This is a genomic window from Rhizobium sp. 18055 (assembly GCF_902706285.1).
GTDB lineage: Bacteria > Pseudomonadota > Alphaproteobacteria > Rhizobiales > Rhizobiaceae > Rhizobium.
In genome coordinates, this window is the sequence record NZ_CACSKD010000003.1 from 144,496 (window position 1) to 169,494 (window position 24,999).

Below are 24,999 nucleotides of genomic sequence, written 5' to 3' on the forward strand. Positions count from 1 at the left end.
TCAGAACATCAGGACCCCATCATGACCAATCCCGTCACCGTTGAAGTTACCCGCGGCTCGCGCGTCGAAAGCTGGCATCGCGGCGCCGTCATTGCGGTCGATGGCGATGGCAAGATCATCTTTTCGCAGGGCGATGTCGAGGCCGCAACCTTCCCGCGCTCGGCCTGCAAGGCGATGCAGGCGCTGCCGCTGGTCGAAAGCGGTGCGGCGGATGCCTATGGCTTCGGCAACAAGGAACTGGCGCTCTCCTGCTCGTCGCACAATGGCGAGGACGAGCACGTGGCGCTCGCCGCCTCGATGTTGTCCAGGGCAGGGCGCGATGTGGAGACGCTCGAATGCGGCGGTCACTGGTCGTCGAGCCAGAAGGTGCTGATCCATCAGGCCCGCACCATGGACAAGCCGACGGCGCTGCACAACAACTGCTCCGGCAAGCATTCCGGCTTCGTCTGCACCTGCGTCCACCAGGGCATCGATCCGAAAGGCTATGTCGGCTACGACCATCCGCTGCAGCGCGAAATCCGCGCCACCATGGAAAGCCTCACCGGCGCCGTGCTCGGCGAGGACAATTGCGGCACCGATGGCTGCTCGATCCCGACCTATGCCGTGCCGCTGAAGGGCCTTGCCCACGGCTTCGCCAAAATGGCGACCGGCAACGGCCTGGAGCCGTTGCGCGCCAAAGCCTCGCGCCGGCTGTTCGATGCCTGCATGGCGGAGCCCTTCTATGTCGCCGGCACCGGTCGGTTCTGCACGGCGCTGATGCAGGTTGCCCCAGGCCAGATTTTTGCCAAGACAGGCGCCGAAGGCGTGTTCTGCGCCGCCATTCCCGAGCAGGGCGTCTCGATCGCCGTCAAGTGCGACGATGGTCACGCCCGCGCCGCAGAGATCATGGTGGCCGCCGCCCTTGGCCGGTTCTTCGAAAAGGACAGTGCCATTCAAGCCGCATTGGAAGGCATGGCGACTGTCCGGATGCACAACTGGAATGGCATCCATGTCGGCGATGTTCGCGCGACGGCAGTGTTTGGTAACTAACACGTATCGAAACGGTGCATGCAGACTATCAAAGATAGTCAATTCTAATATATGTGAAACTAAGTCAGGCGAGAGCGCGTGCGCACTTGCCTGTTTGAGCTACTCTGGCCAAGTACATACAACGCCATGAGGGCAGGATATGTTTGCAGGCCGCTATCTCTGGTGGATGCTGATCGCCTTGGCGGTCTTCCTCTTCTTTTCCATGAGCTTTGACTACGTCACCTGGGCAACGGTCGCGACCTCCGGCTGCGCGCGGGTCGCCGGCTCCTGCGGTCCACTGATCCTGACGATGACCGGCACGTTCAAGCCGGCCGGCTACTACCTGGCCGGCGGCATCATCCTGATCATCACCTTTGCCCGCATCCACTATATCGGCCTCGGCTGGCTGTGGTGCCTGTTCGCCTTCGCGCTGTTCATGGCGTCGGCGTCGTTTCCGCTGCTGCTTGCCAATGCCTGGACCGGCCAGCTCAATGCGGAAAAAGTGCTGGAAAACCTGCCCGTCGCCTTTCCGTTTCTGGTGGTGTTCTGCACCTATATCGGCTGGTCCTTCGAGGATGGCGGTGGCACGCCGCTCGGCCCCTGGCGCCGGCTTCGGGTGCTCATCCGCCTGTCAGGCGCCTATGGCGCACTGATCGCGGTTGCAGTGACGCCGGCTTTCGCCTGGATGCCGGGCCGGCTGCTTGGATTGCCTTGGCTGTCGGCCTCGTTGGCCGCAGGGCAGTCACGGCTTCACGATGCCCTCGCCCTTGGGGCGCAAGGCGATAAGCTCGCTTACCTCGCCCTTGCGATCTTTGCCCTCGGTCTCGTCGCCAGCCTGCTGCCGGGCAGCATCGAGAACCTGCATGCGCGGTTCCTGGCCCCGATCATGCTGCGAGGATCGCGGCGTTGAGGCTGCGATAGGGCGCCAGCTGCGCCTGCGTCACCTCTTCCGGGACGATCAGCCCGGAAACGTCAGCGACCGGCAGCACCTGGCAGGCCGAGACGCGGTCGAGCTTCTCCCCGGTCAAAAGCACATAGGTCTCGGCCGACGAATGGGCGATATGCCGCTTGATCGCCGCCTCCTCGAAATCCCCGGTCGAAAGCCCGTGCACCGGATGCGCCGCTGTCACCCCGAGAAAGAACAGGTCCGGCCGCAGCTGCGAAATCGCCGCCATCGCCGCAGCACCCGTCGCCACCATCGAATGCTTGTAGAGCCTGCCGCCGATCACGATCACCTCGGCTGTCGGGTGATGCTCCAGGTCTGCAGCGATCGTCGGGCTATGGGTGACGACAGTGAAGCCGAAATTGCGCGGCAGCTGCCGGGTCACCTCCGCCGTCGTCGTGCCGCCGTCGAGAAAGATCATCTGGCCGGGCCTGATCAGGCCTGCGGCCTTGGCCCCCAGCCTCCGCTTGGCCGCAAGCGACACATCCTTGCGCGTCGAGAAGTCTGGCAGCTCCGGTGAAAGCGGCATCGCCCCGCCATGCACTCGCTTCAGCAACCCTTCCGCCGCCATCTCGCGAAGGTCGCGCCGGATGGTGTCTTCCGATAGCGACAGGCTCTCCGCCACCTGCTTGGCAATCACCTGGCCGTCGCGGCGCAGCGTGTCGAGGATCAGTGATTTGCGTTGGGAGGTCAGCATGAGGCTCACGAGATTGAATGAAGTGTCACGAATTTGCACGAAATGATTCGACAATCAAGAATTATCATGCATTTTCACGCAATCCTGTGCATGACGCCGGGAATAGAGGAGATAGACATGTTGATCCTGATTGCAGGCCCATACCGCTCGGGCACCGGTGATGATCCAGCGAAGATGGCCGCCAATCTGCAGCGGCTGGAGCAGCCGTCGCACGCGCTGTTTCTGGCCGGCCACGTGCCGATGATCGGCGAGTGGGTGGCCCTGCCGATCTGGCATACCGCCGGCGGCAAGGTGGTGGGCGACGATCTTTACGAGCAGATCTTCCATCCGGTGGCGGGCCGCCTGCTGAAACTCTGCGAAGGGGTGTTGCGGCTCGAAGGGGCATCGAAGGGTGCCGACAACGATGTCCGCATCGCCAATGAGCGCGGCATTCCCGTCTGGTACCGGCTGGAGGACGTGCCGGGATGCGCGAATGCGGCATAGATCGGGCGTAAAGTCTGCGTGATCGTGGGGGAGGCCGGTCGCCCGGCCTCGCTTTCCCTCTCGCAATCCGGCCGCCGCCCTATATGCTCGCGGAAAAAGGGAGTCGATTATGCTGACATTGTATTTCTCGCCGGGCAGCTGTTCTCAGGCAAGCCTCATTGCACTCGAGGAATCGGGCTTGGCCTTCGAGGCAAAGAAGGTCAATTTTGCGGACGGCGAGCAGCGCTCCGAAGCTTTTCTCAAGCACAATCCCAAGGGCCGTGTCCCCGCGCTGCTGACCGAGCAGGGGGTGATCACCGAAACGCCTGCTATCCTCGCCTATATCGCCGCGATCGCGCCGGCAGCCAGGCTTGCCCCGCTCGACAATCCCTTCGAATTCGCCCGCCTGCAGTCGTTCAACAACTACATCTGCTCGACCGTGCATGTGAACCATGCCCATCGCCCGCGCGGCAGCCGCTGGGCCGATGATGCCGCCGCCTTGGAGGCGATGAAGGCCAAGGTACCGCAGACCATGAGCGAAAGCTTCGCGCTGATCGAAGACAGGATGTTCGCCGGCCCCTGGGTGATGGGCGAAACCTATTCGGTCGCCGATCCCTATCTCTTCGTGATGACCAGCTGGCTGCCGAGTGATGGCGTCGATCCGGCGAAATTCCCGAAGGCCGCCGCCCACCACGCCCGCATGCTGGAACGCCCGGCCGTGCAGCGCGCTCTGGCCCGCGAAAAGGCCTGAGCCGATCTAGCGCCGAAAGGTCGCTGCAAGTTTCTTCGGCGCGCGCAACAGCCACGCGCCGATCAGCCTGTCCGTCAGTTCCGCATCGCCGATCGCATCGATCCGAACAGGCAAATACTGCCACCCAACATAATGCGGCGTCTGGAAGTAGATCGCCGGCGCCATTTCAAGCAACGCCTCCTTCGCGTCGAGCGCGATCGAAATCACGATCGTCTCGCGGTCCTTGACCGCCACGAACGACTTGCCGCCGACCTTCAGCGCCTTGTTGCCATAGGACGTGCTCTCCTCGACGCCGGGCAGCCCGGCCTCGCCAGCCAGCCGCAGCAGCCGCGCGAAAATCATCTCGAGGTCTTCTGCCATGCTCCCGCCGATCCGATCGTGCCGTCTGCAGAATATTAGCAGACTTCGCCGTCTATGCGCATGGCGCCAGCGCGGGCTCTTCGCGCAGAAATGGCCGAGACCTTGGAGCTCTTTCCTTGGCAATCGAGGAAAAATACGAACCGGAAACCTAAGCGTCCTAGCGGTCCTCGCCGAGCGAGCGGGCGAGAAAATGCATCAGCCCCTGCATCGCCGTTGCATCATTTCTGGCGTTGCCGACGACGACCGTGCTGACGCCGGCTTTCTCGGCGAGCTTGCCGAACTCGATGCCGAATCTCGGATCGTGGACCAGGCTGTTATGGTCCTTCTCCCTGCTGTCGAGCGCGGCTGAATAGATCAGATAGAGGGGTGGAGCGCCGGCGCCGACGAGATCGGAAGGCGAGATCTTCGGAATATAGGTCTGATATTGGTCGCGATTGCGCAGGAAGCGATCGAACTCGTTTTCCGCCAGCCCGAATGCGTGCCCGCCATAGGCGATGTCGGCGCTGACCCAGTCGCGCATCTCGATCGGATCGATCGTCGTCTGCGCATCCACCCCGCCGATCGCCTTCATCGGCTCGATCTTTGGCAGGCTGCCCTTGAAATCGGGCAGGTCCGTCATCCCCGCACTGAGGCCCACCCAGAGTGCGCTGAAGCCACCGGCCGAGCCGCCATAGGTGGCCATGCGCCTGGGGTCGAGGTGCAGTTCGCGGGCGTGCGCCTGCAGAAATGCCACAGCGCCGCGCGCATCGACCAGCGGCCCATAGACCGGGGGAAACAGACCGTCTGTCCGCGCCTGGTCGAGGTTTCGGTAATTGATGGAGGCGAGGGCGATGTTTCTCGACAGGAAGAAATCGATATCCGCCTGGGAAAAGTAGGCCTTGTCGCCCGACCACCAGCCTCCGCCGTGAATGTAGATGACGGCTGGGAAGGTGCCTTCGTGGCAGGGCGTGTAGAGGTCGAGGATCTGTGCCGGATGCGGGCCATAGGAAAGATCGATCTGCCGGCAGGCCGTCGGATCGGATGATGCCGGCACCAGAATGGCCAGAAATACCGCCAGACAGAGACCGACCGTGCAGGTTATCTTTTTCCGGATCACGTCACGTTTCCCCTCTGGCCGCGATCTCTGCGGTCAACGGCGAAACGGCCAGTCGGCACGCTTTCTCCAGATTGAGGCGAAGCACGGGCTCGACGAATTCTGCAAACAGCCAGCTGATGACGAGGATGAGGCCAACGCCGCCAATCACCGCCGCGAAGGGAGGCAAGCCGATCTTGAAAAGGGTGTAGGCGAGAAAGGCGCCGGTGATCTGGTTGATGAGATAGAGTGGATAGGTGATCAATCCCAGCCGTCGCCCAAACTGCCGATAGACCTTGGCCGGTGTGTGGCGTCTCTCGATCGGGATGGCCACAAGGCAGGCTGCGACGGCGACCAGCCAGGCGATCACCGGCACGAAGGGGCTTTGCCCGAATTGCGTGACAGCGGGGCTCGAGATCGCAAATGCGTGCAACGCTGCGACCGAGATCGCGATTGATGCGCCGATCGAGAACAGGCGTCTGACGTTGTAACCTTTGAGGTACGCCTCATAGAGATGTATCCCCAGTGCGAAGAAGGACCCTGTCGTCAGCAGGAAAAATTTTGCCGGATATGATGAGGCGATCTGGGAGAACGAGAGGCCAACGATGTGGTAGCCCGCATATCTCTCGGCGAAGACCGCGAGCCAGAAAACCGCGGCAAGCATCAGATAGGCGTTTGTGCAGGTGGTGATCAGCTTCTGCTTGTTGGCCACGATGAGCATGAAGATCAGGGCGTAGAACAGGACCTCGATCGTCAGCGTCCAGATGGCGCCGTCGATCCATGGGCCGCGTGGAACAAGGGTCAGTGCACGCAGCCAGGCCCAAAGCAAGTCCGCGCCTGACACGCTGGAGACGGCGGCCAGGACGACAAATGCCAACGTGGCGAAGACAAACAGCGCCGGATAGATCCGCACGAACCGCCCGATCGCAAAGTCCGTTGCCGATTTTCCCTGTGCCGACATCGCTATGACAAAGCCCGAGATAACGAAGAAAATGTAGACGCCAATCCATCCCCACCAACTGTATGGGATCAGATCCGGGAACATAAAGTTCCCCGCAAATATTTCTCCGATGCCGCCTTTGTAATGATCGACAATGCCGGAGTATAGGTAGTGATGAAATACCACCAATATCGCTGCTATCAGCCGGAGAATGTCGAAGGTAACGACGCTTTTCCGTGAAATACGGGGATTTTGTTCATTTATATATTTATCAACTGAAATATATTCGACAATAACGCGCTCGTTCATAAATGCTGTACTCACTGAAAAACAGAAAACGCCACGAGATACTGTAGGTGCATGATAAAGACTACAGTGTGGAGAAATTTGCAATACTATTATTTCAATGGATGCAAATATTAATCGCAACGTTGCTGTTCCGCATGGGTGGGAAAAGCACAGCTTTGTTCTCTCGCATGCTTCCCGGCAGCATCGGCCGCGGCATCGTTAAGAAGAGCAGCAATATTGCTGAGCGGCGTTGCTGCTTCAATCGTGGCGTCGCGCGGAGAATTGCCGCGCAACGCGCCTTGTTATCGACGAGGACAGGTCTCGCCGCTGCTGTGTCGGTAGACCTCCGCGCTGATCAGGTCGGTTCCTTCGCCCGCGTCGCCTGCATGGCGAGATAGGCCGGGCGCGACTGGCAGCGCTTGATCCAGGCGTCGATAGCCGGATGCGCGTCGAACAGCGCCTGTTCCGACTGGGCGTAGCGCAGCACCTCGGCAAGGTTGAGATCGGCTGCGGTAAAGCGGTCGCCGACCAGATAGTCATGGTCTGCGAGATGCTTTTCCAGCACTGCCAGCGGGCGTTTCAGCGAGCGATTGGCCACGGCGATCGTCGCCTTGCCCTCCTCGGTGCCTTCCCGCCCGTTGTCGTAGGTCATCACCAGCTTGATCGTGTGGATCTCGACCTCGGTCGCCGCCCAGACGGTCCACATCGTCAGCAAACCGTCTTCCTCGACGCTTTGACCGGCGAGCGTGCCGCCATGCTTGCGGGCGAGATAGAGCGTGATTGCCAGAGATTCGTGCATGACGAGATCGCCATCCTGGATGGCCGGGATCAGTGCCATCGGATTGAGGGCGACGAAATCAGGCGACAGCGTGTTGATCGGCGCATCCGCCGCCAGCGGATTGTCCACCCGGCGCGCCTGCAGCACCGGCACCGAGGCGAACTCCAGCCCCAACTCCTCCGCCATCCAGTAGACGCGTGATGCGCGCGAACGATAGACGCCATAGATTGTCAGCATGTGATTTGCCCCTGCGTGAATATGCGCAGAACCTAAGGCCAAGCCAACCGCAGCGGAAGCACCCTGAGCTTATGGGTCAATCAAAGCTTTTGATATCATAATGGAGAAGCGAAGAGGCGTCCGATCCTCACGAGATCCGGTTGCGCTCGACCGTCAGCTGCGGATAGCCGGATGCACCGGCAGCCAATTCGCCTGTCATCTTCTTGTCCCAGGCAAAGCCGAGAACGGCGCCCCCTGCGGTCTCCTGAAACACATTGTCGGTGATCACGGCGGTTCCGGCGCCATCGACGACAGAGACCGCGCAGCCGATCGGCGCCTTGCGGATCACGTTGCCGGTGACGACGAGATTGCGCAGATACGGCCCCCAGCCGAGCTGCATGCCCCAGCGCGGCGCGCCCTCGATGATATTGCCCGAAACCAGCGTATCGGCCTCCGCCGCAATGCCGATGCCGAAACCCAGTTCATGCGCGTATGGACCGGTCAGCGTCAGGTTGCGCACCACATTGCCGGTGACGCTGGCAAGCCTGCCGCCCTTGTCGAAATTGGCGATCGAGATGCCGTTGGCCGCACCGTCGATCATGTTGCCGGAGACCACCGCGCCCTCGAATTCGAACTCGACGTAGATCGCCGTCTCGCCGGAACGCCGGCACTGGTTGCCGTTGATCTGCACGTCGGAGGCCGAATTGGCGCGGATCGCGGTGAAGGCGCAGTCGGAAATGTGGTTGTTGCTGACCATCACATTGTCGGCGCGAAACAGGTTGATGCCATTGCCGTTCTGCCCGGTGCCGCCATCATTGGCCTTGATCCGGTAGATCCGGTTGCCGCTGACGATGCTGTCATCGGCCGCCTTCTTCCAGCGGTGGATCAGGATGCCGCCATTGCCGCAATCGAACACCTCGTTGCCGGTGACCGACAGCCCGGATGATTCCACGGCATAGATCCCGGATTGGCCGGCCCCCGAGATCCGGCTGCGCTCGATCCGCCCGCCGCAGCGCTCCAGCTGCAGCCCATGCTTGCGGCTGCCGGATATCTCGCAATTGTCGATCAGCACCTCGTCGACGCCTGTGAACTGCACCAATGCGCCGGCATCGTCGCCAAGCCAGCGGTTCTGCCCGTCGATGACGATGTTCGATAGTTCGATGCGCTTGACATCCCGCGCCGAAAACAGATGCCCGTCGCCGGTATAGACGATCCGCGATGCACCCGGCACGCCGGTGATGCGGGTATTCTCCGGCAGCGTCAGGTTGGAGACCCTGTAGACACCCGGCGGCAGGAACACCGGCACATTTTCGGCCGACGCGTCATCGATCATCTTCTGAAGGCTGCGGCTCTTGCGGTCGCCCGCATCGGGGGCGGCCTTGTATGTCACGGCGTCGATCGATCCGCGCAGGTCGGGTTGCCGGCTCGTCGCAAAGGCCCGCGGCGCCAGCATCACGGCAGCAGACGCGGCGGCAAGGCCAAGTAAGTCACGACGGGACGATATCAGCGGCGATCTTTTCATGATCGATGCCATGCAGGAAACGTGCCGTCACGATCATATCGTTCTGATACACCTTCGACCGCTATGCAGGACGAGTTCTTAACCATGGGATTTAATCAGTAGTGTTGTCGTGTCCTTCACCTTTACATTCAAAGGTGCCGGCTGAAACTGGTGCCAATATTTAGCTTATCTTTGCCATTGCGTCGTATTGATGGGGTTGCTGTGTTGGACCGCTTTGGAGCGTGAACATGAATGACGTAAGTGCCGCCCGCCCGCAGGCTATAGCGACGGATCTCGACACGAAGCGGATCGTGTCTGCAACGGAAGCACTCTTCGCCTCGAAAGCCGGCCGCCCCGCTTCCGGGATCGAAGACATCAGGCTCAAGGCAATCATCCACGCGCTTCCGGGCTTCTTCTTCGTCAAGGATCGCGACAGCCGGTTCGTCTTCGTCAACGCGGTTGTCGGCCGTCATTTCGGCATCGATGATCTCGATTGGTTCGTTGGCAGGTGCGACTTCGACCTGTTCGATATCGAGACAGCGCGCCATCATTTTGCGATCGAACAGCATATCATGGAATCAGGGGAAGCGCGCCTGGACTTCGAGGAAGCAGTTCCGGCGACGATGGGCGGCAACACCAAGTGCTTTCTGACGTCGAAAATACCGCTGCGCAACAATCGGGGCGAAGTTGTCGGCATCATCGGTGTGTCGCACGACATCACCGAGCGCAAGGCGCTCGAGGACCTGCGCCGTAGCCAGGCCCAGCTGACCGAGATGATCGCCCGCAACGAACCGTTGGAAATGATCCTCGAAGCGCTTGTGCTGATGTTCGAGGCGGAGATCGACGGCATCTATGGCTCCATCCTGCTGCTCGACAGCGATGGCAGGCGGCTGCATCATGGTGCCGCACCCAATCTGCCCGGCGCCTACAGCCGCATTATCGATGGCGTGGTGATCGGTCCGAACGTCGGCTCGTGCGGTACGGCCGCCTGGCATGGCACGCCCGTGATCGTCGAAGACATGCTGATCGATCCGCTATGGGCGGATTTCCGGCCGCTGGTGCAGCAGTTCGGTTTCCGCTCCTGCTGGTCGACGCCGATCCTCACGGCCCAGAACAACGTGCTCGGCACCTTTGCGCTCTACTCGAAAGAGGTCCGCCGGCCGACGCCGCGCGAGACCGAGATGGTCGCCATGGCGACGCATATCGCCGGCATCGCCATCGAGCGCAAGCGTGGCGATGAGCGCATCCAGTTCATGGCCCATCACGATGATCTGACCGGCCTGCCCAACCGCGCCTTCTTCAAGGAGCGCATGGCCAAGACCCTGCATCATGCCCGCCGCAACGGCCGCAAGGTCACGGTCGCCTATCTCGATGTCGACAACTTCAAGGATATCAACGACCGCCACGGCCATGGTGGCGGTGACGAGGTTCTCAAGGAGATTGCTGCCCGCATGGCAAACAGCGTGCGCGCCTCGGATATGGTCGTCCGCCTGGGGGGAGACGAGTTTCTGGTCGTGCTGGTGCACCAGTCGAGCCATGACAACGGCATGGTGCGCAGGTTGCGCGAATTGCAGAAGGCGGTTCTGAAGCCGATCCACTACAGGGACCAGCAGATCGAGGTGACCTGCAGCATCGGCGTTGCATCGTTCCCGAGCGACGGCGCCACCTCCGAGGAACTGCTGGCCAATGCCGACGCCACCATGTACCAGGCCAAGCAGCTTGGCCGCAACGCGATCCGCTACCACAGCAGCGACCGTGCGGCCGGTGTGGGCATGCCACTCAGCGAACAGGAAGAACTGCGCCATGCCATTGCCTCGGAGCAGCTGGTGTTGCACTACCAGCCTCAGGTCGATGTGACGACGCTCGAGGTTACCGGCGTCGAGGCATTGGTCCGCTGGAACCATCCGACCCGCGGCATGGTGCCGCCCGGTGAATTCATTCCCATGGCCGAGGAGAGCGGGCTGGTCATCCCGCTCGGCTTGTGGGTGCTGAACGAGGCATGCCGCCAGGCGCGTCAGTGGCAGGACATGGGCTTGCCGCCGATTTGCGTTGCGGTGAATGTCTCGGCCAGACAATTTACCGACCGTGATTTCGGCCGCCATGTCAGGGAAGCCATCGAGCGTTTTGCCCTTGCCCCGAGATGGCTGGAACTCGAGCTGACCGAGAGCGTGCTGATGGAGCATGCCGACAGGGCGCTTGCGACGATGAACGCGCTGCGTCCGCTCGGCATCCGCTTCTCGATCGACGATTTCGGCGCCGGTTATTCCAGCCTTGCCTCGCTGAAAACCTTCCCCTTCGACCGGCTGAAGATGGATCGTTCCCTGATCGAGGCGCTGCCATCGGACAAGACCGCCGTCGCCATCGGCCTTGCCGTCATCTCGCTGGCGCAGACGCTTAAACTGACCGTCGTTGCCGAAGGCATCGAGACGGAAGCGCAGCGCGAATTCCTGCGCTTCGCCAAATGCGAGGAGGCGCAGGGCTATCTGTTCTCCAGGCCGCTGCCCGCCGACCAGATCCCGGCGTTCCTGCGGCGCTAGTGTCGGCTGTGAGCCAGCCTGTCGGCCGGGGGGCGGGGGCCGGGGCAGGGTGGCCCTGCGAACTGGCCTCGTCGATCCCCTCTGGTCCTCCCGCCATTTGCCGCTATCTTCCTGATCCATGAGACCTGATGCGCTGCTCTATCCCGCACCCGAGGGGCTGTTTTGCCCTGCCGGCCAATTTTATGTCGATCCGGTGCGGCCGGTGGAACGCGCGCTGGTCACCCACGGCCATTCCGACCACGCCCGCTCCGGCCACGGCCATGTGCTCGCCACCCGCCAGACGCTCGATATCATGCGCATCCGCTACGGCGACGATTTCTGCGGCTCGGAGCAGGCGGCAGCCTTCGGCGAGGAACTTGTCGTCAACGGCGTCAAGGTCAGCTTCCACCCGGCCGGCCATGTGCTCGGCTCGGCCCAGATCGCCATCGAGAAGGATGCCACCCGCATCGTCGTCTCCGGCGACTACAAGCGCCGCCCGGACCCGACCTGCGCGCCCTATGAGCCGGTCCCCTGTGACGTCTTCATCACCGAGGCAACATTCGGGCTGCCGGTGTTCCACCATCCCGATCCCGCCGGCGAAATGGCCAAGCTCTACGGCTCGATGCGGCAGTTTCCCGAGCGCACCCACATGATCGGCGCCTATGCGCTCGGCAAGGCACAGCGCGTCATCCGGCTGCTGCGCGACACCGGCTACGACCAGCCGATCTATATCCACGGCGCCATGGAGCGCCTCTGCGCATATTATGAGAGCCAGGGGATCGCGCTCGGCGAACTGCGTCCGGCAACGGTCGAAGGCCGCGACAAGTCCGCGTTCAAGGGCGCCATCGTCGTCGGCCCGTCCTCGGCCTTTGCCGATCGCTGGGCCCGCCGCTTCAACGACCCGCTGCCGGCCTTCGCCTCCGGCTGGATGATGGTCCGCCAGCGCGCCAGACAGCAGGGCGTCGAGCTGCCGCTTGTTATCTCCGACCATTGCGACTGGCCGGAACTGACCGAAACCATCACCGAGCTGCACCCCGCTGAAGTCTGGGTGACGCATGGCCGCGAGGAGGCGCTGGTGCGCTGGTGCGAGCTGCAGGGCATCAAGGCCCGGCCGTTGCATCTGGTTGGGTATGAGGATGAGGCGGAGTGATGGGGAGCCTTTGTGACCGCTATGCTTCTTGCTCCCCCTTCTCCCCAGCGGGGAGAAGATGCCCGGCAGGGCAGATGAGGGGGATGAGACGCGCAAGCGTCGAGCAGCAGCCACATCCAGCACGCTGGCGTCCCGCGGTGCAGCCCCCTCAGCCGACCCTCTGGGCCACCTTCTCCCCGCTGGGGAGAAGGGAAGGTAGCCGCCGATGAAAGCCTTCGCCGACCTTCTCGACCGCCTGGTTCTCACCCCCAGCCGCAACGGCAAGCTCAAGCTCCTCGCCGATTATTTCCGCGACACCCCCGATCCCGACCGCGGCTACGGCCTGGCGGCCATCGCCGGCACGCTCGACGTCCGCAACGTCAAGCCCGCCATGCTGCGCGAGCTGGTGCTGGAGCGCATCGACGCGGTGCTGTTTCGCTATTCCTACGACTATGTCGGCGATCTGGCCGAAACCATCTCGCTGGTCTGGGACATCGAACGCTCAAGCCTCGCCCAGCCGCGTCTCGGCGAGGTGATCGCCGAGATGAACGCGCTCGGCCGCACCGAAATCCGCAGCTACGTCCGCGACCTGCTCGACCGCCTCGACGCCTCCGGCCGCTTCGCCTTCATCAAGCTCGCCACCGGCGCGCTGCGCATCGGCGTCTCGGCCCGTCTCGCCAAGCAGGCGCTGGCCGAGCTCGGCGGTCCCGATGTCACCGAGATCGAAACACTCTGGCACGGCCTGCAGCCGCCTTACGAGAGCCTGTTTGCCTGGCTGGAGGGCAGGGGCGGCAAGCCGGTGCTGGCGACGCCGGCCATCTTCCATTCCGTCATGCTCGCCAATCCGGTCGAGGGTGGTGATCTCGATCAGCTCGATCCGGCCGACTACGCCGCGGAATGGAAATGGGACGGCATTCGCGTGCAGCTGTCGCGCGCCGGCGATACCAGCAGGATCTATTCCCGCTCCGGCGACGACATTTCGGCGGCCTTTCCCGATATCCTCGATGCCATCAGCTTCGACGGCGTCGTTGACGGCGAGCTGCTGGTCGGCGGCACCGCCCGCTCCAACAGCCCGACCCGCACCTTCTCCGATCTGCAGCAGCGCCTCAACCGCAAGACCGTGACGGCGAAGATGCAGGAGGAATATCCGGCCTTCATCCGCGCCTACGACCTGTTGTTCGACGGCGAGGAGGACGTCCGCGCCCGCACCTATCTCGAACGCCGCGAGCGTCTCAGCGAAATCATCGAACAGGCGCCGCACGAGCGCTTCGATCTCTCGGCACTGGTGCCCTTCACCTCATGGGACGAGCTGGACCGCTTGCGCTCGGCACCGCCCGATCCCGTCATCGAAGGGGTGATGATCAAGCGCCGCGACAGCGTCTACCAGGCGGGCCGCCTGAAAGGCCCGTGGTTCAAGTGGAAGCGCAATCCCTACAATGTCGATGCCGTGCTGATGTATGCGCAGCGCGGCCACGGCAAGCGCTCGAGCTACTATTCCGATTTCACCTTCGGTGTATGGGCGGAAACGCCGGAGGGCGAGCAGCTGGTACCCGTCGGCAAGGCCTATTTCGGCTTCACCGATGCGGAGCTGGAAATCCTCGACAAGTTCGTGCGCAACAACACCACCGACCGCTTCGGCCCGGTGCGCGCCGTCAGGGCCGACAAGGAGTTCGGCTTCGTGGTCGAAGTGGCGTTCGAGGGCATCAATCGTTCGAATCGCCACAAGTCGGGCGTCGCCATGCGCTTCCCCCGGATCTCCCGTTTGCGACAGGATAAACCACCCTACGAGGCCGATCGGCTGCAGACACTGGTCGCGATGATCGATGCCAAAGCCGAATAATACATTTTAGTGATGCAAAATGCCGCAGAGTGTGGATGCTCAACACAATGTGTGTTGGCGTCGGCCTGTCTCAGATGCAACCATTGGAGCTGCCGGGAAAGACGGAAGAGTGACATGATAAAAGACAAAGACCAATCCTTTTCGCGCCAGCGCCGCCTGCTTCTCGCCGGTATGGCTGGAGCCCTCGTTCTTCCCCGGATCGCAAACGCCTTCGACGTTCCCCCCGAGCCGCGCCTGATTACCCGGGACTACGCCAAGGTGCGCAACCGCTTCCGCACCAAGCTGTTGGAAAAGGGCCCGGCGCCGGACAAGTACGAGCCGCTCGAGGCGCCGGCCAATGCCGAGAAGATCTTCTATCGCTCCGGCTATGGTGGCGAACTGGAACTGGTCGCCTGGGTGTCGAAATACAAGCGTGAGCACAAGGCAAAGCCCGGCGTTCTGTTCCTGCACGGCGGCAATGCCATGGGTGTCGGACACTGGAACCTGATGGGTCCCTATGTCGATGCCGGCTTCGTCGTGCTGATGCCATCGGTGCGTGGCGAAAACGGCCAGCTCGGCAATTTCTCCGGCTTCTACGACGAGGTGGACGACGTATTGGCGGCCTCAGATCGTCTGGCGCATCTGCCGGGTGTCGATCCGAACCGGTTGTTCATCGCCGGCCACAGCATCGGTGGCACGCTTGCCATGCTGACGGCGATGAGCACCCACAAGTTCCGTGCCGCAGCGCCGATCTCGGGCAATCCCGATGCCTTCCGCTTCTTCAACCGCTATCCGCAGGATATCCGCTTCGACGACGACAATAAGCACGAGTTCGAGGTGCGCACGGCTCTCTGCTACGCGCAGAGCTTCAAGTGCCCGGTTCGCGTCGTCCACGGCACCGACGAATCCCACTTCAACGACCGCGCCGGCCTGCTCGCCAGCCGCGCGCGTGCCGGTGGCGTCCGCATCGAGACCGACACGGCCAAGGGCAATCACACCTCGGCCCTGCCGACCGAGATCGAGCAGAGCATCCGCTTCTTCCACGGCGTCGCCGCGTAATCAGCCCTCCGGAAACAGAGTGGCGGCGCCTGAAACAGGAGCCGCCGCCAGCTTCGCGCCAGCCGCGCGTGCCATCCTGACGGCAGCTATAGATGTCGCTGTTATCGATGAGGGTGGTTTTATGAATGGTCTAAGCCGGTTGTCGGCCATCTCAGGGCTTGTGATCGCGACCCTGTCGCTGAGCGCCTGCAACATCCTCATTCCCGATACCGGTGCCACCGATCCCGCCCGCTTCGTTCAGGAAACCTATCCGGTGTTCTACAAGCCGCCGGGCGTCGATCCCGATCGCGTCAGGGCGATCAATGCGCCGGTGCCGCAGCGCCCCGGTGTCCCGGCGACGCTCTACAATCAGAGCTACGGCATCCCCGGAGCGACCCAGACCCGGACCTACGGCATGCCGCTGATCAATCCGGTGCAGGCGGCGCTCTATGGTGAGGTCAGGGACAATGATTTCACCCTGCCGGCCATCCCGGTCAGCCGTGTCGATCCTGACTACATGCGCCAGGAAGTGTCCTATCCCTCGACCGAGAAGCCCGGCACCATCGTCGTCGATACCAAGAGCAAGCACCTCTATTTCATCGAGCCGGGCGGCAAGGCGATGCGCTATGGTGTCGGCCTCGGCCGCGAGGGTTATGCATGGTCCGGCCGCGGCGTCATCCAGTGGAAGCAGAAATGGCCGCGCTGGACGCCGCCCGACGAAATGGTGCAGCGCCAGCCCGACGTCCGCTCCTTCTCGGCTGCCAATGGCGGCATGAACCCGGGCCTCGGCAATCCGCTCGGCGCGCGCGCCATGTACATCTTCAAGAATGGCGAGGATACGCTCTACCGCATCCACGGAACGCCGGACTGGCAGTCGATCGGCAAATCGACCTCGTCGGGTTGCGTGCGGATGATGAACCAGGACGTCATCGACCTTTACGATCGTGTTTCCGCCAAGTCGGAGATCGTGGTGATGTAGCTTGGCAACAGGGGGCGTGAGAACGTTCGCCGAAGCAGGGACACGTCTTCGTGAGGTTCTGGCTTATTTGGGATAACGGGGTAGTTTCCTTGAACTGTGACAAGCGTTGAATAACCTCCAGGAGATGGCGTTCGCCGTGTCCGCGCCAAAGGAAATCAGACCCGCGTTATGAGCTTTGAAAACACCATATCCCGCCGCAGCTTTCTATCGCTTTCGGCGATGACTGCGGCTTCAGCGCTGGCAGGCTGTGCGTCCACCTCGGGCACCGGCCAGATGGGCGGGCAGCCGATGTCCTTCCCCAATCCGATCCGCGCCTTCCAGACGACACCGGCACCGACGGACGCTGAACTTGCCGTCATGTACGGCCCGATCGAGGACGGCGGCTTCCTGATCCCGCCGGTTCCCTACCAGCAGATCGACCCGCGCTTTTATCGCCAGCAGGTCATCGATCCGACCGGCGAACAGCCGGGCACGATCGTCGTCGATACCCCGTCGCGCTTCCTCTATCTGGTCCAGCCGGGCGGCACCGCGATGCGCTACGGCGTCGGTATCGGCCGCGAGGGCTTTGCCTGGCAGGGCGACGGCGTCATCCAGTGGCGCCAGAAATGGCCGCGCTGGAAGCCACCGAACGAGATGGTCGCGCGTCAGCCGGAACTCGTCAAATACTCGATCGAGAACGGCGGCATGGAACCGGGCCTGAAGAACCCGCTCGGCGCCCGCGCGCTCTACATCTTCTCCGGCGGCCAGGACACGCTCTACCGCCTGCACGGCAATCCGGACTGGCGCTCGATCGGCAAGGCCGTGTCTTCGGGCTGCGTCCGCCTGCTCAACCAGGACATCATCGACCTCTACGACCGGGTGCCGTACAAGGCACCGATCGTGGTCAAGCAGTAAGCCATCATCTTCGTCTCTCCCCGATCAGGGGAGAGACAGCTCGCGGCCGGCTCCTTGCCCGCCGCCGCCAGAGGCCGGCCTCATCCCCAGAATGCCGACATTCTCTCGTCCTCAAATGCCAGATAGTGGGCAGTGACCCCGTCGATGATCTTCGACACGTCAACCCGTCATTGGTGCGCAAGCTCGGCATGGTCCTGCGCCGCGACAAGCACCTGAACCTCGGCCTGCGGGAAATGATGAATTCGCTGCGCGCGGTCGGCTCGTGACGGTGGCTTCGCCGAGGTTATTCGGCGGCTGACGGTGGTGACGTCTCCCCGATCCCGTGGATATCACGGATCTCGGCTGCGACCAGCTGCTGCAGGCGCCAGAGGTTGCGGTCGTGGATGCCGAAATGCTCCAGATGGGTCACGGTGTTGTAGAGGTATTCGGCGCAGGAGCCGACATAGCCGCAGGCCCGCGCCAGAGTGGCTGCCACCGAGGGCAGGGGCGCCTTCGAACATATCCTGTCGCCTGTCGGCCCGACCCAGAAGCCGAGCGTCCGCGTTCGTCCCGCTTGCGTCTTCACCGGCAGCCAGCGGACCGTCCTGATGTGATCCCGGTCGCTGATTTCGCGCCGCAGAAGCCGTGCGATCTGCGCCGTCCGGTCGCCCTCTGGCAGCCGGTAGATGACGCCGTCACATTGGCCGCCGCGCTCCAGCGCCATCATCAGCCCCGCCTGGTCGGGCGAGCCGCGCCAGCTCTTGATCTCCAGACAGAAGGAGCGATGCCAGCCCATCGCCGTCGCCCGCTGCTTTTCCACGAACTCGAATTCCGGCTTCCAGATCAGCGATCCATAGGCAAACACCCAGAGCGGTTCGCTGCCGCTTTCCTCAGTCAGCCGGGCGGTGAAGGCGGTAAAGTCGTCGTCGGTCAGCGTCGTGCGGCGCGGGTCCGGGCCGGGGTCGGTCTCTTCGCGGTAGCAGAGCTGCACGAGATCGGGGGTAAGGCACATGGTGCGTGTTTTGGACATGACATCTCGCAATTCCTCCCGACTGGCCCCCCGACTGGATTGCGCGAACAAACGTCGCATCTGCAAATTTCGCAAACTGGCCGCAGGAGTCAACTGCCGATCGGCCGCTTCGCCGCTATTTCACTTGGTCAGCGGCAGGAGAAGCGCCGGTTCATACCGCGGCCGTCAGGTTGGCCCGCAAGCCCTGCAGCATCTCGCGGATGGTCGCCATCTCTTCCAGCGTGCAGCCTGCCGACTGGCCGATCGCCGCCATGATCGTATCGACCTCGCCGCGCATCGCTTCGCCGTTCGCGGTCAGCGATACGATCACCTGCCGCTCGTCGTTCGGATCGCGGGTGCGGGTGATCAACCCGTTCTGCTCCAGCCGTTTCAGCAATGGCGACAGCGTGCCGGAATCGAGGTCGAGCTGCTCGCCGATGCTTTTCACCGGCAACGCCGCCTTTTCCCACAGCACCAGCATGACCAGATATTGCGGATAGGTCAGGCCGACCTTGTCGAGGATCGGCTTGTAGGCGCGCGTGAAGGCGTGTGCCGTCGAGTAGACAGCAAAGCACAGCTGCCGCTCGAGCCGTTTTTCCTCTTCGGGAATGTCCATCGTCTTTGTCGTCTGCGCTGTCATCGCCTCATTCCTTATGCCCGCATTCTCCTCTTTTCGGATTCCGAATGCAATTTGCAAAATTCACTTGCGTACAATTTAATTGTGCAATATAGAAAATGCAACACCAACGCACCAACCCAAAGCCAAGGAGACTGACATGCCTATCCTGTACACAACCAAAGCTTCTGCCACCGGTGGCCGCGCAGGCCGCGCCGTTACCGAAAATGGCGCTCTCGACGTCACCCTGACCGTTCCGAAGGAACTCGGCGGCGACGGCGCTACCGGCACCAACCCTGAACAGCTCTTTGCTGCCGGCTATTCGGCCTGCTTCCTCGGTGCCCTGAAATTTGTTGCAGGCCAGCAGAAGGTCAAGATTCCCGAAGACACGACCGTGTCGGCGACCGTCGGTATCGGCCCGCGCGAAGATGGCGGCGGCTTCGGCATCGAGGTGGCGCTGTCCGTCAACATCCCGGGCATGGACAAGGCCGAAGCTGAAAAGCTTGCCGCCGCAGCCCACATCGTTTGCCCATACAGCCACGCCCTGCGCACCTCGACTGAAGTGCCTGTCACCGTCGCCTGATACGCATCAGCCCGATTGATCCGCAAAAGCGCCGTGCTCCCAGGAGTGCGGCGCTTTTGCGTTCTGCGGTGTAGGCAGATTTAGGCATCTATAAAGAATGCTGACCATGTCATCATACCAGTTGACGTGCCCTGCGCATTTTGAAAGAGTTGCGGGGCTCGCTGGGGGAGGAGGTATGTCCGCTGCAGCTCAAGCATCAGGCGCATCCGGTTTTCGAGCGCCACCGCTGCTGAGACGTCGGACATCAAAGGCTACCTTTCGGAGTAGGGCCAGAGATCAACATCAAGCATTCCCGCAGGGCGGGGTTGCATAGCGCAGGGCGCATCGGGGGCCGGGATCGGTCGGAATGCGCTCTTGTCGGGAGGACTATGTGAACGCGACGTTTAAACTATCGGAACAGGACGAGCAGGTCGAAAAATCGGCGATCAGGAAGATCTCGATCCGCATTGTTCCCTTCATTGCATTGATGTTCTTCATCAATTTCCTCGACCGCACGGCCATTTCCTTCGCCGGTCCGAATGGCATGACCCAGGATCTCGGCATGACCGCGGCCCAGTTCGGCTTTGCCGCGGGCATCTTCTTCTTCGGCTACATCGTTCTTGAAATCCCGAGCAACCTGGCGCTCCACAAATACGGCGCCCGTCGCTGGCTGGCCCGCATCATGGTGACCTGGGGCATTGTCGCCCTGCTCTTCACCTGGGTCAGCAGCATCACCGGCCTGTATACGCTGCGCTTCCTGCTCGGCGTTGCCGAAGCCGGCTTTTTCCCCGGTGCGATTCTCTATCTGAGCACCTGGGTCCCCGGCCGCCATCGCGCCAAGATCCTGGCGCTCTTCTATCTCGCCCAGCCGCTGACCACGGTCATCGGTGCGCCGATCGCCTCGCTGCTGATCCAGGCGCATGGCCTGTTTGGTCTCGAAGGCTGGCGGGTGATGTTCTTCGGCGTCTCCGTACCGGCCATCATCGTCGGCATTGTCACCTGGTTCTACCTGCCCGATACCCCAACCGCTGCCAAGTGGCTGAACGAGGACGAGCGCACCTGGCTCAACCGCGAACTCGCCAAGGAAGAAGTCGGCAAGCTATCGGGCCATGGCGGCATGACCCTGCAGGCACTGAAGGACAAGCGCGTCTGGCTGCTGTCCTGCATCTACTTCGGCCTGATCTACGGTCTCTACGCGCTGGCCTTCTTCCTGCCGACCATCATCGGCGGTTTCGAAACCAAGTTCGGCACCAAGTTCGGCGTCTTCGAAAAGGGCCTGATCACCGCCATCCCGTACCTGCCGGCCGCCTTCGCGCTGTTCTTCTGGAGCCGCGATGCCTCCAAGCGCGGCGTCCGTGCCTGGCATGTCGGCATCCCGGCGCTGGTCGGCGCCATCAGCATTCCGCTTGCCCTGCTGATGTCCTCGCCTGAAGCCACCGTGCTCGCCATCACGCTCACGGCCTGCGCGATCTTCTCGGCGCTACCGAATTTCTGGTCGTTCCCCTCGCGCTTCCTGACGGGTGCGGCGGCTGCCGCCGGCATCGCCCTGATCAACACGGTGGGCAACCTCGCCGGCTTCGCCGCCCCTTACATCACCGGTGCGGTCAAGGATGCCACAGGCCTCTACGAAATGCCGATGTTCATCGTCGGCGCCTTCATGCTGCTCTCGGCCATCCTCGCCTTCTCGATCGGCAAGGTCATCAAGGACCCGGACGCGAAGTAAGTTCCCGGCCTTTGTGACGAACGAGAACCCGGTCTGCGCTGCAGGCCGGGTTTTTTGCGTTTTTGGGGGCAGGGCGTCTCGTCCGTCGCGTGGCGCTCCGTCCGCTCGCTCCGGCGTCGCTCACCCCTCATCGCCTCGCTGACGCTCACCACGATTGTCTTCTCCCCAACGGGGAGAAGGTGCCGGCAGGCGGATGAGGGGGCTCCGAATTCGCCGATCATGACCATTAGCTCTTTCCATCGGAAATAAAATCAATATATTATTTCCAAGGAAAGGACGCAGCCATGGCTCTCGCAACTCTCTTATCGGATCCGCGCCCCGCAGAATCAGCCGTCATCACCAAGGCCGCCGTCAACGCTGCCGATCGGCTCGGCATCAGCGCCCGCACGCTGTCGTCCGTTCTCGGCCTGTCGGAAGCCACCGTCTCGCGCATGAAGCGGCAGGATTATCTGCTCGATCGCGGTTCCAAATCCTTCGAGCTCGCCATCCTGCTGGTGCGCCTGTTCCGCTCGCTCGATGCCATCGTCGGTGGTGACGAAGCGGTGGCGCGGACATGGCTGCGCAATGCCAACACCGCACTCGGCGCAACGCCGCTCGAAAAGATCGTCAGCATATCAGGATTGACCGATGTCCTTGCCTACCTGGACGCCCGCCGCGCTCTCGTCTGAGGCACACCCGGTTGCTGGCCGCTTCTGGCGGTTGGTCGAGGCGCAACACCAGATTTCGACGCTGAAGATCGTCGATACGCTGGAGGAACAGGCATTGCTCGAAAGTCTGCTGGAGGAAAGCAAGCCGGCGCTGCCGCCGGAATGCCAAGGCCTCGACTACCTGCTGGCCACGCCCTTCCGCTACGGCGCCATCTATCCGCACGGTTCGCGCTTCCGCCGGGCAGGGCGAACGCTTGGCGTCTATTACGCCTCTGAAAAGGTCGAGACGGCGCTCGCCGAAATGGCCTTCTACCGGCTGCTGTTCTTCGCCGATTCGCCCGACACGCCGCTGCCGTCGAACGCTGCCGAATACACCGCCTTTTCGGCTGCGATCGAAACGGCGAGAGCAATCGATCTCACCGCATCCCCGCTCGACCGCGACCACGCCGTCTGGAGCGATCCCATCCGCTACGAGCCCTGCCAGTCGCTCGCCGATGCCGCGCGCGAGGCCAAATGCCAGGCCATCCTCTACGCCTCGGTCCGCGATCCAGGCCACGGCCGCAACGTCGCGCTGCTCACCGCATCGGCGTTTGCAGCCCGCGAACCGCTGGAGCGACAGACATGGCGCATCCGCCTGTCGGCATCCGGCGTGCAGGCATTGTGTGAATTCCCGAAAATCAGGATCGGCTTTGCGCGCGCCGATTTCGCCGGCGATCCCCGGATTGCAGGACGCTAGGCCAACGCCTGCAGATCCTGCCGCAGCCGCTCGGCATTGCCCTCCGGCAGGGATTTTTCCAGCGCCGCATGGGTGCTTTCCCAGATCGGCAGCGCCGCCGAAAGCACGGTTCTGCCCTCGGGCGTCAGCCGCAGAAGCCGTCCGCGTCTGTCCTTCGGGTTGGCGATCACGTCGACCCAGCCGCGCCGCTGCAGCGGCTTCAGCGCCGCCGTCAGCGTCGTCTGGTCCATCGCCAGCAGCTTGGCAACCGGTCCCATCGGCGGCGGTTCAGGGCGGTTGAGCGACATCATCAGCGAGAATTGCCCGTTGGTCAGTCCGGCCGGCCTCAGCGCATCGTCGAACAACCGCGCCAGCGCCCGCGCCGCCCGCTGCGCATGCAGGCAAAGGCAGGTGTCGCGCACCAGCAGCGTCGTCCCATAGGGAATCTCTATCGCGTTTGACATGCGCAATTTCTATTGATATCAATGTATATAGTCAAGGAAAAGGAAAATGGACCGTCTCGGTCGCGCCGGAGGAGGGCGCAGACGATGCAGAACCAAATCGTTTCCCGCGAGGATTGGCTCGAAGCGCGCCGCGCTCTGCTTCTGAAGGAGAAGGAAGCAACCCATCTCAGGGACAAGGTCAATGCCGAGCGCATGGCGCTGCCCTGGGTGAAGGTCGAGAAGGACTATGCCTTCGACACGCCGGGGGGCAAGAGAAGCCTGTCTGAGCTGTTCGACGGCCGCAGCCAACTGATCGTCTACCATTTCATGCTCGGCCCCGACTGGGAGGCCGGCTGCCCCGGTTGCTCGTTCCTCTGTGACCATGTCGATGGCGCGCTGCCGCATCTGAACAATCACGACGTCACCTGGGTCGCGGTCTCGCGCGCCCCCGTCAGCAAGATCGAGGCCTACAGGACCCGAATGGGCTGGAAATTCCCCTGGGTGTCGTCATCGACCAGCGATTTCAACTTCGACTATCACGTCTCCTTCACGCCCGAGGATCTCGCCAGGGACAAGGTCGAGTACAACTTCACCTCGATCCCGCCCGAAAACGCCAACGACGAACTGCCGGGCCTTAGCGCCTTCTACAAGAACGACAAGGGCGAGATCTTCCACACATACTCGAGCTACGCCCGCGGACCGGAAGAGTTGATCGGCACCCTGATGATCCTCGACCGCGCACCCAAGGGCCGCAATGAGGACTCGACGATGAGCTTCCTGAAGCGTCATGACGAATACGAGCAGTCGCCGAAGGCGTCATCCTGCTGCCATTGACGCCTGAGATCATCCGATACCGATCCTTCGAAAATGCCGAACGTGAAAGGAATTACGATGTCCGATACGCATGGCAAGTTCATCTGGTGCGAGTTGATGACACCCGATACCAAGGGCGCCATAGACTTCTACACCAAGGTCGTCGGCTGGACGACGAGCGAAATGACCGTGCCGGGCCAGCCGCCCTATACCCTCTTCGAGGCAAGCGGCGTCGGCAGGGCCGGCATGATGCCATTTCCGGCTGAGCTGGAAGGCACCGGCATCCCGCCGAACTGGACCGGTTATGTCGCCGTAGACGACGTCGATCAATCCGCAAAAGACTTTGCGGCCAATGGCGGTTCCATCCGCCGCCCGGCGGAAGACATCCCCGGTGTCGGCCGCTTTGCCGTGGTCGCCGATCCGCACGGTGCGATCATCTGCATCATGACCCCGGCGCCGATGGACAACCCGCCGCCACAGGCCCCGATGGGCGCACCCGGCACGCTCGGCTGGAGCGAACTCTATGCCGGGGACGGCGGGGAAGCCTTCGCGTTCTATGCGACGGTCTTCGGCTGGACCAAGGATCACGATTTCGAGATGGGAGAGATGGGACCCTACCGCATCTTCGCCGAACACGGCACGCCGGTTGGCGGCATCATGACCAAGCCTGCGAGCGTGCCGATGCCGGCCTGGGTCTACTATTTCAACGTCCCCGGCATCGATTCCGCCATCGAGCGGATAACTGCAGGCGGCGGCCAGGTCGTCAACGGTCCGATGGAGGTTCCAGGCGGCACCTGGGTCGTCCAGGCGCTCGATCCGCAGGGCGCCTTCTTCTGCCTTGCGGCGCCCGTCAGATAGCCTGTTCCCAAGCCTTTTGCGCCACGGCCGCGGGGTGCTCGAAAGAGCCTCGCGGCCGTGCTGTATCAAGCGTTTCCCATTGCGTTTGAAGGTTCGAATCGCCCAGCGCGCAAGCTGCTTTTCGATGTCGCGCAATAGCCTCTATCGTTCTATTTTTATTAGAATTTTATCGACCGAAGGCCTTTGCGGTTAACCGTTCATAAACATTTCTGGGTGGATGCATAACCGGCTATATCGGTGCCC

26 protein-coding genes and 1 pseudogene are annotated in these 24,999 nt (G+C 62.4%); 18 read left to right on the plus strand and 9 right to left on the minus strand.

What is annotated here, in order from left to right:
* Positions 1-21: 21 nt before the first annotated feature.
* Positions 22-1,029 (plus strand): asparaginase, encoded by a 1,008-nt coding sequence (locus GVL52_RS06955; protein WP_160005218.1) that lies wholly within the window; start codon positions 22-24, stop codon positions 1,027-1,029.
* Positions 1,030-1,168: 139 nt separating this feature from the next.
* The gene (locus tag GVL52_RS06960; protein WP_160005220.1) at positions 1,169-1,918 is read left to right on the plus strand and encodes a hypothetical protein; all 750 of its coding nucleotides are present in this window, start codon (positions 1,169-1,171) and stop codon (positions 1,916-1,918) included.
* On the opposite strand, the gene GVL52_RS06965 is transcribed toward GVL52_RS06960, so the two are convergent.
* On the minus strand, positions 1,893-2,648 hold the full coding sequence (locus tag GVL52_RS06965) for a DeoR/GlpR family DNA-binding transcription regulator (protein ID WP_160005222.1): 756 nt from the start codon (positions 2,646-2,648) through the stop codon (positions 1,893-1,895). The two genes, GVL52_RS06960 and GVL52_RS06965, sit on opposite strands and share 26 nt — an antisense overlap.
* A gap of 117 nt (positions 2,649-2,765) precedes the next feature.
* Here GVL52_RS06965 and GVL52_RS06970 point away from each other — a divergent pair, with 117 nt between their 5' ends.
* Both GVL52_RS06970 and GVL52_RS06975 read left to right on the plus strand, forming a co-directional pair.
* Positions 2,766-3,131, plus strand: coding sequence for a DUF4406 domain-containing protein (locus GVL52_RS06970; protein ID WP_160005224.1), 366 nt, complete (start codon positions 2,766-2,768; stop codon positions 3,129-3,131).
* A gap of 109 nt (positions 3,132-3,240) precedes the next feature.
* Positions 3,241-3,861, plus strand: coding sequence for a glutathione S-transferase family protein (locus GVL52_RS06975; RefSeq protein WP_160005226.1), 621 nt, complete (start codon positions 3,241-3,243; stop codon positions 3,859-3,861).
* 6 nt (positions 3,862-3,867) lie between these two features.
* On the opposite strand, the gene GVL52_RS06980 is transcribed toward GVL52_RS06975, so the two are convergent.
* The 3 genes from GVL52_RS06980 to GVL52_RS06990 form a co-directional block, all read right to left on the minus strand.
* Positions 3,868-4,221, minus strand: coding sequence for an MmcQ/YjbR family DNA-binding protein (locus GVL52_RS06980; RefSeq protein ID WP_160005228.1), 354 nt, complete (start codon positions 4,219-4,221; stop codon positions 3,868-3,870).
* A 157-nt stretch (positions 4,222-4,378) separates the two neighbouring features.
* Entirely contained in the window at positions 4,379-5,317 is a 939-nt protein-coding gene (locus tag GVL52_RS06985; protein ID WP_160005230.1) for an alpha/beta hydrolase, read from the minus strand.
* A 1-nt stretch (position 5,318) separates the two neighbouring features.
* Entirely contained in the window at positions 5,319-6,542 is a 1,224-nt protein-coding gene (locus GVL52_RS06990) for an acyltransferase (RefSeq protein ID WP_160005232.1), read from the minus strand.
* Between the two features lie 47 nt (positions 6,543-6,589).
* Between GVL52_RS06990 and GVL52_RS06995 the strand changes: the two genes are divergently transcribed.
* Positions 6,590-6,919 (plus strand): hypothetical protein, encoded by a 330-nt coding sequence (locus tag GVL52_RS06995; protein WP_160005234.1) that lies wholly within the window; start codon positions 6,590-6,592, stop codon positions 6,917-6,919.
* Here the strand turns inward: GVL52_RS06995 and GVL52_RS07000 are convergent.
* Positions 6,877-7,536, minus strand: a complete 660-nt coding sequence (locus tag GVL52_RS07000; protein ID WP_160005236.1) for a glutathione S-transferase family protein — start codon at positions 7,534-7,536, stop codon at positions 6,877-6,879. The genes GVL52_RS06995 and GVL52_RS07000 overlap by 43 nt on opposite strands.
* A 127-nt stretch (positions 7,537-7,663) precedes the next feature.
* A complete protein-coding gene (locus tag GVL52_RS07005; protein WP_160005872.1) occupies positions 7,664-9,019 on the minus strand; it encodes a TIGR03808 family TAT-translocated repetitive protein in 1,356 nt (451 codons plus the stop codon).
* A gap of 245 nt (positions 9,020-9,264) precedes the next feature.
* Here GVL52_RS07005 and GVL52_RS07010 point away from each other — a divergent pair, with 245 nt between their 5' ends.
* The 7 genes and pseudogenes from GVL52_RS07010 to GVL52_RS07040 form a co-directional block, all read left to right on the plus strand.
* Positions 9,265-11,553, plus strand: a complete 2,289-nt coding sequence (locus tag GVL52_RS07010) for an EAL domain-containing protein (RefSeq protein ID WP_160005238.1) — start codon at positions 9,265-9,267, stop codon at positions 11,551-11,553.
* Between the two features lie 118 nt (positions 11,554-11,671).
* Positions 11,672-12,682, plus strand: a complete 1,011-nt coding sequence (locus GVL52_RS07015; protein WP_160005240.1) for a ligase-associated DNA damage response exonuclease — start codon at positions 11,672-11,674, stop codon at positions 12,680-12,682.
* Positions 12,683-12,887: 205 nt separating this feature from the next.
* Entirely contained in the window at positions 12,888-14,501 is a 1,614-nt protein-coding gene (locus GVL52_RS07020) for a cisplatin damage response ATP-dependent DNA ligase (RefSeq protein WP_160005242.1), read from the plus strand.
* 114 nt (positions 14,502-14,615) lie between these two features.
* Positions 14,616-15,539, plus strand: a complete 924-nt coding sequence (locus GVL52_RS07025; RefSeq protein WP_160005244.1) for a S9 family peptidase — start codon at positions 14,616-14,618, stop codon at positions 15,537-15,539.
* Between the two features lie 121 nt (positions 15,540-15,660).
* Positions 15,661-16,497: a L,D-transpeptidase gene (locus GVL52_RS07030; RefSeq protein WP_160005874.1), complete on the plus strand. Its 837-nt coding sequence runs from the start codon at positions 15,661-15,663 to the stop codon at positions 16,495-16,497.
* A 168-nt stretch (positions 16,498-16,665) separates the two neighbouring features.
* Positions 16,666-17,391 carry a L,D-transpeptidase gene (locus GVL52_RS07035; protein ID WP_160005246.1) on the plus strand — a complete coding sequence of 242 codons (726 nt, stop codon included), beginning with the start codon at positions 16,666-16,668 and terminating at the stop codon, positions 17,389-17,391.
* Between the two features lie 161 nt (positions 17,392-17,552).
* A pseudogene (locus GVL52_RS07040) lies at positions 17,553-17,657 on the plus strand (LysR family transcriptional regulator); the annotation flags it as partial.
* 17 nt (positions 17,658-17,674) lie between these two features.
* Here the strand turns inward: GVL52_RS07040 and GVL52_RS07045 are convergent.
* Entirely contained in the window at positions 17,675-18,400 is a 726-nt protein-coding gene (locus GVL52_RS07045; RefSeq protein WP_244619106.1) for a gamma-glutamylcyclotransferase, read from the minus strand.
* Between the two features lie 151 nt (positions 18,401-18,551).
* A complete protein-coding gene (locus GVL52_RS07050; protein WP_160005248.1) occupies positions 18,552-19,019 on the minus strand; it encodes a MarR family winged helix-turn-helix transcriptional regulator in 468 nt (155 codons plus the stop codon).
* 136 nt (positions 19,020-19,155) lie between these two features.
* Between GVL52_RS07050 and GVL52_RS07055 the strand changes: the two genes are divergently transcribed.
* The 4 genes from GVL52_RS07055 (at position 19,156) to GVL52_RS07070 (ending at position 22,663) form a co-directional block, all read left to right on the plus strand.
* Positions 19,156-19,578 (plus strand): organic hydroperoxide resistance protein, encoded by a 423-nt coding sequence (locus tag GVL52_RS07055; protein WP_160005250.1) that lies wholly within the window; start codon positions 19,156-19,158, stop codon positions 19,576-19,578.
* Positions 19,579-19,948: 370 nt separating this feature from the next.
* Complete coding sequence (locus GVL52_RS07060) at positions 19,949-21,280, plus strand: MFS transporter (protein WP_160005252.1); 1,332 nt, start codon at positions 19,949-19,951, stop codon at positions 21,278-21,280.
* 284 nt (positions 21,281-21,564) lie between these two features.
* Positions 21,565-21,948, plus strand: coding sequence for an MbcA/ParS/Xre antitoxin family protein (locus tag GVL52_RS07065; protein ID WP_160005254.1), 384 nt, complete (start codon positions 21,565-21,567; stop codon positions 21,946-21,948).
* Positions 21,908-22,663, plus strand: a complete 756-nt coding sequence (locus tag GVL52_RS07070; RefSeq protein WP_160005256.1) for an RES family NAD+ phosphorylase — start codon at positions 21,908-21,910, stop codon at positions 22,661-22,663. Before GVL52_RS07065 ends, GVL52_RS07070 begins: the two co-directional genes overlap by 41 nt.
* On the opposite strand, the gene GVL52_RS07075 is transcribed toward GVL52_RS07070, so the two are convergent.
* Complete coding sequence (locus tag GVL52_RS07075; protein ID WP_160005258.1) at positions 22,660-23,106, minus strand: MarR family winged helix-turn-helix transcriptional regulator; 447 nt, start codon at positions 23,104-23,106, stop codon at positions 22,660-22,662. The two genes, GVL52_RS07070 and GVL52_RS07075, sit on opposite strands and share 4 nt — an antisense overlap.
* Positions 23,107-23,190: 84 nt before the next feature.
* Between GVL52_RS07075 and GVL52_RS07080 the strand changes: the two genes are divergently transcribed.
* On the plus strand, positions 23,191-23,919 hold the full coding sequence (locus GVL52_RS07080; RefSeq protein WP_160005260.1) for a thioredoxin family protein: 729 nt from the start codon (positions 23,191-23,193) through the stop codon (positions 23,917-23,919).
* 57 nt (positions 23,920-23,976) lie between these two features.
* On the plus strand, positions 23,977-24,756 hold the full coding sequence (locus GVL52_RS07085; protein WP_160005262.1) for a VOC family protein: 780 nt from the start codon (positions 23,977-23,979) through the stop codon (positions 24,754-24,756).
* Positions 24,757-24,999 lie beyond the last annotated feature (243 nt).

Coding starts and splice junctions, on each gene's coding strand:
- GVL52_RS07075 (WP_160005258.1), bottom strand. CDS start 23,106: ATGTCAAACGCGATAGAGATTCCCTATGGGACGACGCTGCTGGTGCGC.
- GVL52_RS07065 (WP_160005254.1), top strand. CDS start 21,565: ATGGCTCTCGCAACTCTCTTATCGGATCCGCGCCCCGCAGAATCAGCC.
- GVL52_RS06990 (WP_160005232.1), bottom strand. CDS start 6,542: ATGAACGAGCGCGTTATTGTCGAATATATTTCAGTTGATAAATATATA.
- GVL52_RS07035 (WP_160005246.1), top strand. CDS start 16,666: ATGAGCTTTGAAAACACCATATCCCGCCGCAGCTTTCTATCGCTTTCG.
- GVL52_RS07010 (WP_160005238.1), top strand. CDS start 9,265: ATGAATGACGTAAGTGCCGCCCGCCCGCAGGCTATAGCGACGGATCTC.
- GVL52_RS07055 (WP_160005250.1), top strand. CDS start 19,156: ATGCCTATCCTGTACACAACCAAAGCTTCTGCCACCGGTGGCCGCGCA.
- GVL52_RS06955 (WP_160005218.1), top strand. CDS start 22: ATGACCAATCCCGTCACCGTTGAAGTTACCCGCGGCTCGCGCGTCGAA.
- GVL52_RS07045 (WP_244619106.1), bottom strand. CDS start 18,400: ATGTCCAAAACACGCACCATGTGCCTTACCCCCGATCTCGTGCAGCTC.
- GVL52_RS06960 (WP_160005220.1), top strand. CDS start 1,169: ATGTTTGCAGGCCGCTATCTCTGGTGGATGCTGATCGCCTTGGCGGTC.
- GVL52_RS06980 (WP_160005228.1), bottom strand. CDS start 4,221: ATGGCAGAAGACCTCGAGATGATTTTCGCGCGGCTGCTGCGGCTGGCT.
- GVL52_RS06965 (WP_160005222.1), bottom strand. CDS start 2,648: ATGCTGACCTCCCAACGCAAATCACTGATCCTCGACACGCTGCGCCGC.
- GVL52_RS07025 (WP_160005244.1), top strand. CDS start 14,616: ATGATAAAAGACAAAGACCAATCCTTTTCGCGCCAGCGCCGCCTGCTT.
- GVL52_RS07000 (WP_160005236.1), bottom strand. CDS start 7,536: ATGCTGACAATCTATGGCGTCTATCGTTCGCGCGCATCACGCGTCTAC.
- GVL52_RS07050 (WP_160005248.1), bottom strand. CDS start 19,019: ATGACAGCGCAGACGACAAAGACGATGGACATTCCCGAAGAGGAAAAA.
- GVL52_RS07015 (WP_160005240.1), top strand. CDS start 11,672: ATGAGACCTGATGCGCTGCTCTATCCCGCACCCGAGGGGCTGTTTTGC.
- GVL52_RS07020 (WP_160005242.1), top strand. CDS start 12,888: ATGAAAGCCTTCGCCGACCTTCTCGACCGCCTGGTTCTCACCCCCAGC.
- GVL52_RS07070 (WP_160005256.1), top strand. CDS start 21,908: ATGTCCTTGCCTACCTGGACGCCCGCCGCGCTCTCGTCTGAGGCACAC.
- GVL52_RS06975 (WP_160005226.1), top strand. CDS start 3,241: ATGCTGACATTGTATTTCTCGCCGGGCAGCTGTTCTCAGGCAAGCCTC.
- GVL52_RS07030 (WP_160005874.1), top strand. CDS start 15,661: ATGAATGGTCTAAGCCGGTTGTCGGCCATCTCAGGGCTTGTGATCGCG.
- GVL52_RS07085 (WP_160005262.1), top strand. CDS start 23,977: ATGTCCGATACGCATGGCAAGTTCATCTGGTGCGAGTTGATGACACCC.
- GVL52_RS06970 (WP_160005224.1), top strand. CDS start 2,766: ATGTTGATCCTGATTGCAGGCCCATACCGCTCGGGCACCGGTGATGAT.
- GVL52_RS07080 (WP_160005260.1), top strand. CDS start 23,191: ATGCAGAACCAAATCGTTTCCCGCGAGGATTGGCTCGAAGCGCGCCGC.